Origin of the sequence: Sinobacterium caligoides (assembly GCF_003752585.1) — a bacterium.
GTDB lineage: Bacteria > Pseudomonadota > Gammaproteobacteria > Pseudomonadales > Sinobacteriaceae > Sinobacterium > Sinobacterium caligoides.
The window spans coordinates 98,547-113,082 of sequence record NZ_RKHR01000006.1; the positions used below are offsets into that span (position 1 = coordinate 98,547).

Here is a 14,536-nt window from a genome sequence, read left to right on the forward strand (position 1 = left end):
CGCCGCGGGGGCGCTTATTCTAGCAGAGCGGCTGGAGCTTACCCAGACCAGCAGCCCTACAGCTACTCTACCTCTTGGTTCATCGCATCCTTGAAGGTGGTGATGCGGCGACGATCGCGCTTACTCGGTCTGCGCTCGCTGTGTAGCTGCCCGGCAAACTCGGCGCGTCGTTGTGCCGCCGTCTGTTCACGCTTGGCAATGCTTTCCGGCAGTTCCTCGTAGAGCTCTTTGGCGACCTCGTAGCCCCGGCGTTGATCCGACAGCTGCTTAATCAGCACTGTCTTCTCCTCGCTACCTTGGCGAATAGTCAGCTTAGCCCCAATCACCACCTCCTTACTCACCTTGCAGCGAGCCCCATCGAAGTGCACCTTACCGCCATCGATGGCCTGCTTGGCAATGGAACGTGTCTTGAAAAAGCGTGCCGCCCACAACCATTTGTCGAGGCGGACCTTCTTGTTCTCGGTTGTCATATTATCTCGCTGTCGACGCCGGCAGCACCGGCATAATCTCATCAAAATGGTGAATCTGTGGATAACGCAGCCCCTGGCGCAACGCTGCTTGGCTGTCAGGTTGACTCAAGGTCAATAAGTGACCGATACCAAAGCGCTCGGCACTGGCGAGGATGGCCTCGGTATCATCGACAAACAACGTGCGCTCAGCGTCAAAGCTATGCTCGGCCTGCAGCTGCTGCCAGAACGCCTGTGACTCCTTGGGCTGACGATAGTCGTGAGAGACCACCAGCGCATTAAACCAAGGCCTTAGGTCGATCTTCTCCATCTTCAACTCGAGACTATCACGATGCGCGTTGGTCACCAGGATCACCTGTTTGCCCTGCGTCTGCAGCGCTGCAAGGAACGCCTCAACGTGGGGGCGAACCGCGATAAGATGAAAAATCTCCCGCTTAAGCGCCACAATATCGAGCTGTAGCTGCTCACGCCAGTAATCGAGACAATACCAATCGAGGCTGCCCCTAATCTCTTCATAGCGATCGTTGAGCCGCTGACTCGCTAACTCAATGGAGATATCGTTGATCTCGCTGTAGCGCCGCGGTAGGTGGTGTAACCAGAAGAAGTTATCGAAGTGCAGATCCAGTAAGGTACCGTCCATATCCAGCAAGACGGTGTCAATATCACGCCAATTCATTTTCTGCTCTCCACTACATTCGTGTCCCGCGATGCCAATATTGCTACCCATCTACGCCATTCTAGCACGTGGCCACATGATAAATTAAGCGCCACGCCAGCAGTGCTGTCATCGAACACTATCCGGCTGATAGACTATCCCCTCCCAAGTACACGCGGAACATCATGAAATATCCACGCATCGTCCAACAACAATGGCTAACGCACAGCCAACTATTCCACGTCGAGGCCCTGTCACTCGAGTTCAGCAATGGCGCCAAACGTGACTACGAGCGTCTAAATCCCGGTCACGATCGCGCCGTCATGGTGCTGCCAATACGCGACGACGACACGCTGATTCTCATTAAGGAATATGGGGCGGGCATCGATCAATATCACCTCTCTTTTCCCAAGGGTGCCATCGACAGTGGTGAAGAAATACTCGACGCGGCACTGCGCGAGCTACAAGAAGAGGCAGGCTACGCCGCCACCGAGTTACGCCTAGTTAAACAACTAGCGCTTTCGCCGTCGTATATGGGTAACAAAATTCACTTCGTCGTCGCTCGCGGTCTCTACCCCAGCCGACTGGAAGGCGACGAGCCGGAGCCCCTCGAGGTCATTGAGTGGCCACTTAGTAAGCTCAGCGAGCTAGTACTCGACGCCCGCTTCATCGAGGCTTACGCAATGGCCGGGCTTACCTTACTGAGCCACCATCTGGCCGCCAAAAAGACATCACGATAGCGTTAGACGGGTAACGTCTAGACAGAAACGAACGGTTAATTTCCTCGCCTGCTCTACAAATCGCCCTCGTTGAACTACGCTTACTGCTAACAGGCCGTGCCAAACACTCGCAAGGATTGGGGATTTTGGACTGAGGACAACGGCTACTCGTTCAACCAACAGGGATGTCTTATGATTCCGAAAATGCATATCGTGCGTAATAATGCCAGCCGCCGTCGCGACGCTCGCAGGCGCGCCCTACTCCACCTTCACCTCAACAACACCAGCCACCTCGAGGAACAACTACAGCGTGAGATCGAGCAGCTCGATGGCAAGCTAGAGACCCTGAAGACCGCCAGTAACCGTATCGACTTCGGGCTAGTGCAAACCTACACAGAAATGCTGCATAGCCGTCGACAACTCTTTCGTGATATCAATAGGACACCGAGCAAGCTCTGGTAGCCCTACGTTCAACGCTCTAGGCTTGCCAGCCACAGACGTAACTGCAGCCCCCAACGCGAGGTTGGCCCGCTACTCACATAGCTAATCTCGCCACGCTGATTGACAATAAAGAAACTCGGCGTCACTACCACTCCCCAGCGCTCACCGTATAACCCTTGCTGATCATTTAATGTTGCAAAACGATAATGGTGCTGTTCCTGATAGGCGGCAATCTCCGCATCGCTGCCCGAAGATAAAGCCACACTAAGCACATTATGCTCCTTTGACAGCTCACTCACCGCTGGTGACACGATGGCACAGATTGGGCACCAACTTCCCCAAAAGTAGATCAAGACCGGGCCGTCGGCTAGCGCGTCACCGAGATCAAACAGCTCACCAGAAACCAACACCGTCTCTATATTTGGCACCGGCCCCGCAATCATGTCTCGCTGCTGATAAAGAGACACGGCAAAGCCAACGACGCTGACCAGCAACACCGTTTGTACCACCGCTCGCCAAACCTTTGCCTCTTTTAAACGCCTTAACATTACCTTTACCACTATTGTGACTATTTACACCGACTATTTACACTGACTATGATTTTGACAGGTAAATAGACTCACAGTTCCCGAAACGGTTGAGAGCTCGCCTATGTCACTAACACACGTTAGAATCGGCGCCCAAACAGAAGCAGTCACTTAGCGTAGCATTTATATGTGGATCCTCTTTACCCTCTTTGCCGCCGCCATGCAGGCGTGGCGCAATGCCTTTCAGAGCCAGCTCAGCCGAGAGGTCAATAGCGCCGGTGTCACTCTCGCTCGCTTTCTCTGGGCCAGCCCTATCGCAGCCCTCTATCTCTGTATGCTTTACCTGTGGCAACCGGTCGCGTTGCCGCAATTCAGCACCCCGTTCTACTTCTATGTCATCGCCGCTGCCACGATGCAAATTTTCGCGACGTTACTGATGGTGCAACTGTTCAAACTGAAAAACTTTGCCGTTGGCGTTGGCTTAGCAAAAAGTGAGGCGATTGTCGCCGCCGTGCTAGGCGTGTTGTTTTTCGGCACAAAGCTTTCGTCGCTCGGCTGGCTTGGTATCACCGTCGGTGCCATCGCCGTCTTTCTCATGAGTAGCCGTCAGGGGCTACAAACTGTCTCGCTGAAAACGATGGCCATCGGCCTACTCTGTGGCGGCGGCTTCGCACTGACTTCGCTCTGGGTACGCGAGGCCAGCCTCACCATCAACTTACCATTCCAGTACCGTGCGGCTTGGACGCTATTGTTAGTAATCAGCCTACAAACACTCGTACTACTTGGCTACCTGTTAAGCGTTGACAGCAACACACTACATGCACTACTGGCCCGCCCAAAACTCACGCTGTTAACGAGTAGCAGTAGCTGCCTTGGCTCAATCGGCTGGTTTAGCGCGATGTCGCTGCAGGCCGTGCCCTACGTCAAAACACTTGGCCAAGTTGAGGTCTTCTTTACTCTGTTAATCGCCACCTTCTGGCTAAGGCAGCAACTACAACGACGCGACATCCTAGCCCTCTTGCTTATCGCTATTGCCGCGGTACTCGTTATGTGGAGCTAAGTCCCGCATTAATTTAGAGGCTATTAAGGGTTTACCAACTTTCAATTTAGCTATTAATGAATCCCACTGCAGCAAGGTACAGAAGCAACAAAGTAGAGCCCCTAGCAACGTACAACATGTACTCCCCTACCTTTAACGGGCAAGCACAACAAAAAAAATAGAAAAGCTATTTTTTATTTTCAAAAAAACAACATCATTCTATTAGCTAAAAAACAAAATCAAACTAAGCGGTACTTTTAATGATCAAAGAAATCATTTCAATCTGTCGTTTAAAACCGTTCTTCGCCATCACCGACTTAATATAGCTTCGCACCGTATTTTCAGTTAACTGTAAAATTTTCGCCGAAGACTTAATATCATCACAGCGAATCAACCTCTCAACGACCTTTGCCTCTGATTCGGTAGCGTCAATAATGGCTCTTATTGAGCTTCGGCTTGGGTACTCTATTGCATTACTGTCTTTCGCCTCGACTATCAGGCCGGTAAACTGCTCTTCCTTGGATAATAACGCACGAAAAGTTAACCGTAGCGGCTCTGATGCTGTTGGAATGAAAATATGCTGCCGCTGTAACTGTCGGCATTTAGAATCGAGAAGAAATACTAATATCGACCGATGAAAATCCTCGTTTAGCTTATCGTCGTTAAAAACGATACCGCTGTCGCCGACAGTGAACAAATTATATTGTTGATTTAATTTCTCCATCTCATCGCTGACACTTGCTAAAGAGCCGCTCGCCGAAAAAAGCATAATGGGTTGCTGAACCACATCCAATGCTGAGCCAAGCCCTTTGTTAAGAGCTTTCTGACTATAAATCCCTTCATACAACATGACTGCATGCTCAACATGTCCCGCCAGCAAGCTGATAATATTTAAATCTTCGCTTTTAAACACCCCCTGATCACGGCTACGATTAAACATCAAAATAAAGCGCTCACCTAACCTCAACTCAAAGGTGACGCCCGCATTATCACTCATATCAATTGTCTTGGCACTTTCTTGTGATATCGGTGACAGCTCCGAATAAATATCATAATCATCATCACCATCGGAGAAGCTATAAACAGCACCAAGCGGCAAGCTGAGTGCGCGCAACACAGACTCATCATCTTCGGTTGCGCCCGATTTAATCAACTGTTGCAACAATCCTTCCGGGTAGCCACTAGCCCAGCCAATTCGCCCTTTGCGAGTTGCTATATCGATAGCAAAGAGACCTGCCGTGCGGGCATTGAGGGTTTCACAGCAGGCTGCAAGAAAAGGTGTAAAGCCTTTGTCCGAGGAGGCAGAGTCATAGAGTGTATAAACGAGTTGATTGTAACTACTAAGCTCGCTGTCGCTCACCGCCGCAGCCAATGAAGACTGCTCCCCCATCTCAACATCTATTGTCATCGACAATCGCTCCTACTAACAGCTTACTCAATAGGTAAGGTGTTACTTGTTTCATTTTCTCTTCGCCAGCTTGGCGAGCCCACAATTTATCGTTGTTCAAATGCGTCGAAGTATATTTCTAATTTTGGTCGCGCATTAAAACTGCTATAAACTAGCGAAAACGATCAGCAAACACCCTGTATAATTCTTATATTTTACCGGATATAGCACATCTACACTTACCGTTATCTACTCTACTGTTCCGTCTAATAAAAAGATAAGCCAAAACAAACCTATCAGCACCACAATATAATCGCTAGAACTTTTAGCTTTACTAGGTTACTAACAATAGCTGCCATAGCCTTAGTCGATTATTAACAGCGATTACACCGCTATTATCCAACATAGACTTTCTCGATAAAAAGCCTCAACCTCATCATGCGTTGCCGTAAAAACATGACGACTTAAGCCAATGTCTTACACCCTCTTTATTTATGGCATGACCGGCATTCACCCAGCAACATCAAAAGAGAGGCAATGCATTGGTTAATTCGTAGAATTTTTTACGCACAAAACTTATTGCCTGAAAGCTCATTGTCGCTTACTAGCAACAGGCGGCCAGTCCCAAAGTAGAGCACTGCAAAATAAATAAATTTTTTGCCTATAGTTAGTACATAAAAAACACATACCGAGAAACAAACAAAAACATTGATGGATACTCTCTCAATGCAGACAACTGCTAGAAAAAAGCTCAACAGATAAAATACCAGACATTATCACAAGCATATAAATGACTAGCGGGACATATTATGATTCAGGGTAGGCTGTTACACCGACTGACCACTGCCACATCAGTTAGGCATGCATATCGGCCCTTAAAGTAAGCTCACTACGCACAGAGAAGAGCAAGAGGCGCCTTTTAGACCATAAGGGGGGAAGTCTTTCCACACAGCGATTCCACTGCCTCAATATCAGCTCGCAACGATTCATAGAGGAGTTAATTACCGCAGAAACGAAAAAAGCCGTTATCGTAAACGATAACGGCTTTTCAAATATGGTGCCCGGAGACAGAATCGAACTGCCGACACGGGGATTTTCAATCCCCTGCTCTACCGACTGAGCTATCCGGGCTTGTCTTGAAGACGGGGCGTATTAAACCGCCACCAGCGCAGGGAGTCAAGCGCTGAAAGGCATATTTATCGAGTTTTTTCTCCGACTGATTAAATTAACATCGAATCGGTCATTATTCGGACGGCGGCACATAGCCTTCAATCTTCTCTACAGCCTCATTACTGAGAAACTTCTCTAGCTGTTCGTCCAGAAACACCTTCGTTGAGGGGTCGAGGACGTTGAGCTGCTTCTCATTGATCAGCATAGTCTGTAAGCCCACCCACTCCAACCACGCCTTCTTTGACACCGTTTCATAGAGCTTCTTCCCCTTCGGCCCTGGATAAGGGGGGCGTGCCATACCTTCTAACTCTTGATCGTATTTACGGCAGTGTACGGTATGGCTCATGGTCGCTCTCCAAAAGGTCAAAATCGAGTATATAGCGCATTATAACCTCACCCATTCATTTAGCGAACCGTGTGAGGGCTATTCTCGTTGCTTCGCAACCAACTCTGACAATAGTGTCGCCACTGGTGCAGGCACTCCTAGCTCTCGCTTCTCTATCGGGTACCACTGCGAAGCCTGCTCCGCCACCACATCGGCCCCACCGCAGGAACGTAATAATAATGGCATGTAATCGAGGTGGTAGTGACTGAAAGTATGCCGGCGCTGTGACCACCGCTCGACAACCTCTACCTCTAGGTTGAGCTGGTGCTCACACCACGTCTCCACCGCATCATCAACGTTACACTGAGGCAGGCACCATAGGCTCCCCCAAATGCCGCTCGGTGGGCGTTTCTGCAACAACACCTCGCCCTGGGCGTTGATGATAATAAGAAGCAGCGCTTGCTTGACCGGCGTCTGCCGCTTTGGCTTCTTACCGGGAAACTGCACCTGCGTGCCCTCGGCATAAGCAGTGCAACCTTGTTGCAGTGGACAGCGAAGGCAATCGGGCGACGATCGGGTACAGACTGTCGCCCCAAGATCCATCATCACCTGGGTATAGGCGTGCGAGCGCTCAGCTGGGGTGTAGTGCTCCGCGATCTGCCACAGCTGACGATGCACCGCCGTCTTGCCCGGCCAGCCCTCGACGCAGTGGTAGCGTGCCAGCACGCGCTTGACGTTGCCATCGAGGATCGCCGCCCGCTTACCATAGGCAATAGAGACTATTGCCCCCGCCGTCGAGCGCCCGATACCCGGCAGCGCCTCAAGCTCGTCGACAGTCTCAGGGAAACTGCCGGCAAACTGTTCGACCACCTGCTTCGCCGCCCGATGCAGGTTGCGCGCTCGCGCGTAATAACCAAGCCCCGCCCAGAGGGCCAAGACTTGATCCTCATGGGCGGCCGCCAACGCCTGCACCGTCGGTAACTGTTCGATGAAGCGCGTAAAGTAGCCGATCACCGTCGCGACCTGGGTCTGCTGTAGCATGATCTCGGAAAGCCACACACGATAGGGGGTAATCTGCCGCTGCCAGGGCAAATCTTTGCGGCCGTAGTCGTCATACCATGACAACACTTGCTGCGCGAATTGATCGGCATCATGCAACGGATAGGGGGAGGGAGAACTCGACATAAAAGGTCTTCACTGCAGGTATGCGGGCCGACGCAGCACGCCAACGCCAGTCGTTAGTCACGCCGACATCGCTGTCAGCGCGACTATTGTACGCACTCCTAACAACAGACTCTAGACTAGCGTTTGAACCATTTATCGATGGCGTCGCCAATCGCTTCTTCAGCCTTGCGCTTTACTTCATGCGTGGCCATATCCGCAATAATTTTACCCATCTGCTTCTCATCGATGCCGCATAGCTTACTCGGCTCATCACTGAACTTACCCGCACAACGCACCGGCCAGTAAATATCACGATAGCGGGCATTAACGCGGCAGGCGTCGGCGCCCTGATCGCCAGAGATTTTTAAACCTAGGCCGTAGTCGACGGTTTCTTTCGCCACATCCACCACTCCCTTGCCCTTAATCTGCATATTTTTCAAGCCGCCGCTGAGCTCAGTATTGGTTAGCTTCATGCCATCAATGCGCAGCTTACCCACCACATCGTTCAACGTTGTCCGCGCCGGCCACTCCCCCTTGAGACTCTCCTTGTTGACCAATGAAATACCCTGGCAGACCGTCTTCTCAATATTGAAGCCTTCGGCACGACCTTTGCGTAGACGGAAGCCCGCGCTGCCCTTGGCTCGCTGCTCCAGTGCCGTGACACTATTACCACTACTGGTCAGGCTCAGGTTGAAGTCGAGGGCACCATAGAGCCAGTCAGTGTCGGCCAAGATCACGGCGATAGGATTGATAGTAACTCCCTGCACTGTTTTGTGTAGTGCCAACTTCGGCGTACTGCCTTTAACATCCAGAGTAGCATCGGCCTTAATACTGCCTTTGTACGCCTTGGCATCGAAAGACACCAGTCTCAATAAGCCCTGATAAGCAGTCAGTTTTAGCTTACTATCCTCTAACGTAAGACCGTGGGCGATCAGTTTTTGCAAAGCAAAGCTGACATCGACATCCAAGCCACGCAACGTCTCCAGTGGGAATAATGCCTCTTCCTTCGCTGCAGTCACGCCTTGGCCACCGCCGGCCGCGGCTGGCGGCACAGACTCATTAGCCGCTTTCCCCGCCTCAGACGGTGGCAGATAGTGATCGAGGTTAAACTTATCCAGCGTCAGATTTGCCGCTATACGTCCACTGCGCTTGTTATTGAGCGTCAACACACCGCTCATCGTCGACTCGTCAAGCTCGAGCTTCAGCGGCTGTAGGCGTATCTTTTCACCACGCAAGCTCAGCGTCGTCGCCAGAGCCAACTTATGTAACGCCTGCTTTGACGCCATCGTTGGCAATGTCTGACCCAGTGCCGTGAGTGTATCGGCGAGATTGAAAGGCTTGACCTCGATACGGCCGTCGACCTGCAGCTCGCTACCCCACTGGCTCGCCTGCAAGTCACCGACCATATCGATATCGTTCAGACGCAACTGCCAGCGGCCAACACTTGCCGTCTCAGCCGCTAGATCAGCAAGCACTTTATCGAGAATGACCCGCACCTCAACTTGCTTGTTCGCGACCGCCTCACCGTCTGCCATAAACTGCAGGTGCGTGTTATCCAACTCGATCAGATTATTGTCTTTGACGCTGAGCGTAGATTTCACCGTCAGCTGGGTGTTCAACGCCGGCTCAGTCAAGACTAGCGCGAGGCCACTCTCAACAGGGAAGCTCTCACCCTGTAAGTTGACGTCGCTGGCCTTCAGATAAAAACCGTCTAGCTGTATCTCGCTGGCCGCATGCAGATCCCTGTAGTGAATAGCGGTCTCAGCGACATCGATATTGGCAATCTGCAGCGCAAACGCCCCACTCGCCTCACCTTTCGCCTCACCCTCAGTCACATTAGCATCTTTATTAACAGGGTCCGCATCACCACTCTGCGCTTGCCCATCAGACGATAGCGTTGCACTCTTCATCACCCGCTGCCAATTACCTCGACCATTCTTGTCGCGCACGAGAGCCAACTTCAGCCCCTGCAAGCTAGCATCGTCCACCTCAACCCGGGCGGAGAGTAGTGGCATCACCGCCAAGCCCAACTGCAATGAATCCAGTTTAGCGAGAGGCTGTTCATCCTCGGGAAGCTGATAGCTGAGGCCGGCCACCTCGATCGATAAGCGGGGAAAGAAGTGCAGCGCCAACTGACCATCGATAGTCAGCTCACCTCGAGTCTGTTCAGCCACGATGCGTTGCAACTCACTTTTTACCCGGTCCTCGTCGACCACGAGCAGCAGCAACACCCACACCGCCACGACCATCACGACCAGCACCGCCCCGACTATTAGCAATACACGCTTCATCATCTTCCCTCGACTGTTGTTTTCATTAATATTACACCTTCGAACACGCTACACAGATTGTGCAAGACTTTCCCACTGAATTAGCAGCGGGTTTATCATATAATAGGCATTCTTATTGCCTTGAGTGCTCCATAGTACTCTAAGCCGCTGAAAATTATCGTTTGAATAAGAGATAACGGAGCGTAACCATGGCCAACCGCCAAGCCAGCGTGACTCGCAACACCCTGGAGACCCAAATTACCGTCAGCATCGACCTCGATGGCAACGGCACCGCTAAGTTCGATACTGGCGTGCCTTTTCTCGAGCACATGATGGACCAAATCGCCCGCCACGGCATGATCGACCTCGATATTCACGCGGTCGGCGACCATCATATCGACGACCATCACACCGTCGAAGACATCGGCATCACCCTTGGTCAAGCCTTCGCCAAAGCGGTTGGCGACAAGAAGGGGATCAATCGTTACGGCCATGCCTATGTCCCCCTTGACGAGGCACTATCCCGTGTCGTCATCGACTTCTCCGGTCGCCCTGGTTTAATTCACAAGTGCGACTATACCCGAGGCAGCATCGGCAAGCTCGACACTCAGTTGTTCGATGAGTTTTTCCACGGCTTCGTCAACCACGCCGGCGTGACCCTGCACATTGACAACATTCGCGGCAAGAACGCCCACCATCAGGCCGAGACGATCTTCAAGGCCTTCGGCCGCGCGCTGCGCATGGCACTGACTGCCGACCCACGCATGGCCGGTATCATGCCGTCGACCAAAGGCTCGCTCTAGCGAGCTCACTAAGCATAGGCAGACAATGCGCCAAGCTCTAGCACGACGTGCAAAGTGCTAGCGCTATTCGATTGATTAAGAGGTATAGCGGTGACTACATCGGCTAACAACAAACAAACCATCGCCGTTATCGACTACGGCATGGGCAATCTACATTCGGCAGCAAAAGCCCTCGAACACGTCGCCGATAACGCTACCGTGGTGGTCACCGGTGACGCCGAGGTCATTGCGAGGGCCGACCGCGTCGTCTTTCCCGGCGTCGGCGCCATCCGCGACTGCATGGCGGAGATCCGCGGCCGCGGTGTCGACAAGGTAGTGCAACAGGCGATCGATGCAGGTAAGCCAGTATTGGCGATCTGTGTCGGCATGCAAGCACTGCTCAAGCATAGCGAGGAGAATGACGGCGTCGACTGCTTAGGCCTGCTCGACGGCAACGTACGCTTCTTCGGCAACCCGCATCGCAGCGCGGCAGGTGACAAATTAAAGGTACCGCACATGGGCTGGAACCGTGTCGCCCAGATGCCTCACCCGCTGTGGGCCGGCATCCCCGATCATAGCTACTTCTATTTTGTCCATAGCTACTACGTCGATGCCGCCAACCCCGCACAGATCGCCGGCCACAGTGACTACGGCTTTGACTTCACCGTCGCCATCAGCGCTGGCAACCTCTTTGCCGTACAGTTCCACCCGGAGAAGAGTCACGACGCCGGCCTGCAACTGTTGCGCAATTTCTGCCAGTGGGACGGGCACCCCTAACGCCAATCAGCGCGGCATCACGCCCCACAGGGGTTGTAAATCGGCGCGGCGCCCCAATCTGGCTATTATTCCCTATGCGGCCGGCTCATTGCCTACCGCTGCGACCTCTCAATGATTTCTTTGTGGTGTGTTATGACTGATTTTTCCCAGCGCTTCATCTTCGCCGATACCGACATACGCGGTGAGATTGTCTCCCTCGAGCAATCACTGCAAGAGATTCTGGGTAACCACAACTACCCCGCCGTGGTCGAATCGCTTCTAGGTGAATTTGCCGCTGCCGCCATACTGCTCGGCTCTACCATCAAGTTCGAAGGCAGTCTCACCCTGCAGGCACGTTCCGATGGCGAAGTGCCGGTCATCATGGCCGAGGTCACCCACGACAAGACCGTGCGTGCCATTGCCCGCGACTGCCAAGACGCCAGCAGCGACGACTTCCGTGTTTTGCTCGCCAAAGGCACCCTCGCCATCACCATCGACCCTAAGCACGGGCAACGCTATCAGGGCATCGTACCCCTAGAGGGCGCCAACCTCGGTGAATGTCTCGGTCACTACTTCGAGCAATCTGAGCAGCTCAAAACCCACGTCAAACTCAGCGCCGACAACCAGCGCAGCTGCGGCATACTGCTACAACAGCTACCCGTCGGCAAAGTCGGCGATGCCGAACTGCGCGAACAGCAGTGGGAGCATATTAGCCAGCTGGTCGGCACCACTCGGCCTGATGAGATGCTCGCCGTAAGCAGCCACCAGATGCTCTATCGTCTGTTCCACGAAGACAAGGTCGAGATGTTTGCCGCCCATGATGTCAGCTTCGCCTGTAGTTGCTCACGTGAGCGCGTGCTCAATGCCGTCGCCACGCTGGGTGAAGAGGAAGCACGCAAAGCCCTCGCACAGACCGGCGCCATCAGCATGAATTGTGATTTCTGTAACAGTCAATATCGTGTCGAGGAGATCGATTTGAGCTCCATCTTCAACAGCGACAACTCGCAAACGGTACACTAACCGAAGCCAGCCATCGCCGTTCAACGACGATGGCAATGACCACTTACCCTATTAAGATTATATTTTTTACGATAATAGCCCGTATAACACCGAGACTTTGTTTTTCTTTAGCGTTTTGCAACATTTTTTGGCATAATCAGCGCCCTTAAAATCGTGCCCGTGTTGATCCTTTACTGGAATTGAATTCATCCAGCCCCCCTGTAATCACACGGTCATCGGCCCTAATGCTGACAGGAATTCATTCCATGACAAAAATTGACGACACCGTTACTGTAAACAAAAACCTTAGCCCTGCACAATTGGTTGAGCTGGCACTACAGCGCGGTGAAGGTCAACTGACCGACACTGGCGCCCTGCTCATCACCACCGGCAAGCGCACCGGCCGTTCACCTGCCGACCGCTTTATAGTCCAAGAGCCTAGTTCTGCAGACGCTATCGATTGGGGCAGCGTCAACCGCCCTTTCGACGCCGATAAGTTTGACGCCCTGTGGTCGCGTGTCGAAGCACACCTGATGTCAAAAGATCATTTCCAGCAAGAACTGCACGTCGGTGCCCATGACGATCACTACCTCCCCGTCGTCGTCAACACCGAGACCGCCTGGCAGAGCCTGTTCGGCCGCAACATGTTTGTCCGCCCTAGCAGCTACAACCCGAAGGGTAAAGAAGCCTGGACCATCATCAACGCTGCTGGCTTCGAGTGCGTCCCCGAGCGCGATGGCACCAACTCAGACGGCGTCGTGCTGATCAACTTTGCTCAACGTAAAGTGCTGCTGGCTGGTATGCGCTACGCCGGCGAGATGAAGAAAGCCATGTTCTCAGTACAGAACTTCCTTCTACCCGAAAAAGATGTCATGCCTATGCACTGCTCGGCCAATGTCGACGATTCAGGCAACACCACCTTGTTCTTCGGCCTCTCCGGTACCGGCAAGACCACGCTGTCCGCCGATCCCGCCTGCTCACTGATCGGTGATGACGAACACGGCTGGGGCAAGGGCACCGTCTTCAACGTCGAGGGAGGGTGCTACGCCAAGACCATCAACCTTAGCCAGAAGAATGAGCCAATCATCTGGGACGCCATCCGCTTCGGCGCTATCGTTGAAAACGTCGTAGTCGACGATGCCCGCCACGCTGACTATGACGATACTTCACTGACCGAAAACGGTCGCTGCGCTTACCCTCTCGAACATGTAGAGAAACGCGTCATCGAGAATGCCGCCGGTGAGCCGAAGACTGTTATCTTCCTCACCTGCGATGTTTCCGGCGTACTGCCACCCGTGTCGATCCTGTCAAAGGAAGCTGCGGCGTTCCACTTCCTATCAGGTTATACCGCTCGCGTCGGCTCTACCGAGCTCGGTGCCGAAGCCGGTATCCACCCCACCTTCTCCACCTGTTTCGGCGCCCCGTTCATGCCGCGCCCTGCCGGTGATTACGCCGAGCTACTGATGAAGCGTATCGAAGACTTTGACTCGCGCGTCTACCTCGTTAACACCGGCTGGACCGGTGGCTCCGGTGCCGCAGGTGGTAATGGCGCTCGCTTCCCAATCCCGGTCACCCGCGCCGTCGTCGCGGCCTGCCAAGACGGCAGCCTCGTCAACGCCGAGACAGAGCAACTCGACATCCTTAACCTGACCATTCCCAAGGCCATTCCCGGTGTCGATGCCAAGTACATCAACCCGCGTACCGCCTACGGTGACGATGCCGCCTACGATGGCGCCGCGCAGAAGCTCGCCAATATGTTCCAGGATAACATCACTAAGTTTGTCGTCTCTGAGACTATCGTCGCTGCTGGTCCAAAAGCCCAATAAGCGCAGTCA

Annotated in this window: 14 protein-coding genes and 1 tRNA gene; 7 read left to right on the forward strand and 8 right to left on the reverse strand. The window is 53.0% G+C overall.

All coding sequences use genetic code 11. The features are described from left to right. Positions 1-62: 62 nt before the first annotated feature. On the reverse strand, positions 63-470 hold the full coding sequence (locus EDC56_RS15315; RefSeq protein WP_123713450.1) for an RNA-binding S4 domain-containing protein: 408 nt from the start codon (positions 468-470) through the stop codon (positions 63-65). 1 nt (position 471) lies between these two features. Further along, a complete protein-coding gene (gene yrfG / locus EDC56_RS15320) occupies positions 472-1,143 on the reverse strand; it encodes a GMP/IMP nucleotidase (protein WP_123713676.1) in 672 nt (223 codons plus the stop codon). Between the two features lie 164 nt (positions 1,144-1,307). Here yrfG and nudE point away from each other — a divergent pair, with 164 nt between their 5' ends. Both nudE and EDC56_RS15330 read left to right on the forward strand, forming a co-directional pair. Beyond that, positions 1,308-1,862, forward strand: coding sequence for an ADP compounds hydrolase NudE (gene nudE, locus EDC56_RS15325; protein WP_123713451.1), 555 nt, complete (start codon positions 1,308-1,310; stop codon positions 1,860-1,862). Between the two features lie 171 nt (positions 1,863-2,033). Continuing rightward, positions 2,034-2,303, forward strand: a complete 270-nt coding sequence (locus tag EDC56_RS15330; protein WP_123713452.1) for a hypothetical protein — start codon at positions 2,034-2,036, stop codon at positions 2,301-2,303. An 8-nt stretch (positions 2,304-2,311) separates the two neighbouring features. On the opposite strand, the gene EDC56_RS15335 is transcribed toward EDC56_RS15330, so the two are convergent. After that, complete coding sequence (locus tag EDC56_RS15335; protein WP_123713453.1) at positions 2,312-2,830, reverse strand: protein disulfide oxidoreductase; 519 nt, start codon at positions 2,828-2,830, stop codon at positions 2,312-2,314. A gap of 166 nt (positions 2,831-2,996) precedes the next feature. Between EDC56_RS15335 and EDC56_RS15340 the strand changes: the two genes are divergently transcribed. Beyond that, a complete protein-coding gene (locus tag EDC56_RS15340) occupies positions 2,997-3,869 on the forward strand; it encodes a DMT family transporter (RefSeq protein ID WP_123713454.1) in 873 nt (290 codons plus the stop codon). Positions 3,870-4,092: 223 nt separating this feature from the next. Here the strand turns inward: EDC56_RS15340 and EDC56_RS15345 are convergent, their stop codons facing one another. The 5 genes from EDC56_RS15345 to EDC56_RS15365 all read right to left on the reverse strand — a co-directional run bounded on the left by EDC56_RS15345 (position 4,093) and on the right by EDC56_RS15365 (position 10,188). Further along, entirely contained in the window at positions 4,093-5,256 is a 1,164-nt protein-coding gene (locus EDC56_RS15345) for a helix-turn-helix transcriptional regulator (protein WP_148059432.1), read from the reverse strand. A 1,034-nt stretch (positions 5,257-6,290) separates the two neighbouring features. Then, positions 6,291-6,366: transfer RNA gene (locus EDC56_RS15350), tRNA-Phe, on the reverse strand. 112 nt (positions 6,367-6,478) lie between these two features. Then, entirely contained in the window at positions 6,479-6,751 is a 273-nt protein-coding gene (locus EDC56_RS15355; RefSeq protein ID WP_123713456.1) for an oxidative damage protection protein, read from the reverse strand. Between the two features lie 78 nt (positions 6,752-6,829). Continuing rightward, positions 6,830-7,915 (reverse strand): A/G-specific adenine glycosylase, encoded by a 1,086-nt coding sequence (gene mutY, locus EDC56_RS15360; protein ID WP_123713457.1) that lies wholly within the window; start codon positions 7,913-7,915, stop codon positions 6,830-6,832. A gap of 116 nt (positions 7,916-8,031) precedes the next feature. Beyond that, positions 8,032-10,188, reverse strand: a complete 2,157-nt coding sequence (locus EDC56_RS15365; RefSeq protein ID WP_123713458.1) for an AsmA family protein — start codon at positions 10,186-10,188, stop codon at positions 8,032-8,034. A 185-nt stretch (positions 10,189-10,373) separates the two neighbouring features. On the opposite strand from EDC56_RS15365, the gene hisB reads away from it, so the two are divergent. From hisB to EDC56_RS15385, 4 genes are all read left to right on the forward strand, one after another. After that, on the forward strand, positions 10,374-10,967 hold the full coding sequence (hisB, locus tag EDC56_RS15370; RefSeq protein WP_123713459.1) for an imidazoleglycerol-phosphate dehydratase HisB: 594 nt from the start codon (positions 10,374-10,376) through the stop codon (positions 10,965-10,967). A gap of 90 nt (positions 10,968-11,057) precedes the next feature. Further along, the gene (hisH, locus tag EDC56_RS15375) at positions 11,058-11,723 is read left to right on the forward strand and encodes an imidazole glycerol phosphate synthase subunit HisH (protein WP_123713460.1); all 666 of its coding nucleotides are present in this window, start codon (positions 11,058-11,060) and stop codon (positions 11,721-11,723) included. Between the two features lie 132 nt (positions 11,724-11,855). After that, a complete protein-coding gene (gene hslO / locus EDC56_RS15380; protein WP_123713461.1) occupies positions 11,856-12,722 on the forward strand; it encodes an Hsp33 family molecular chaperone HslO in 867 nt (288 codons plus the stop codon). Positions 12,723-12,967: 245 nt separating this feature from the next. Further along, on the forward strand, positions 12,968-14,527 hold the full coding sequence (locus EDC56_RS15385) for a phosphoenolpyruvate carboxykinase (RefSeq protein ID WP_123713462.1): 1,560 nt from the start codon (positions 12,968-12,970) through the stop codon (positions 14,525-14,527). The last annotated feature ends 9 nt before the right edge of the window (positions 14,528-14,536 follow it).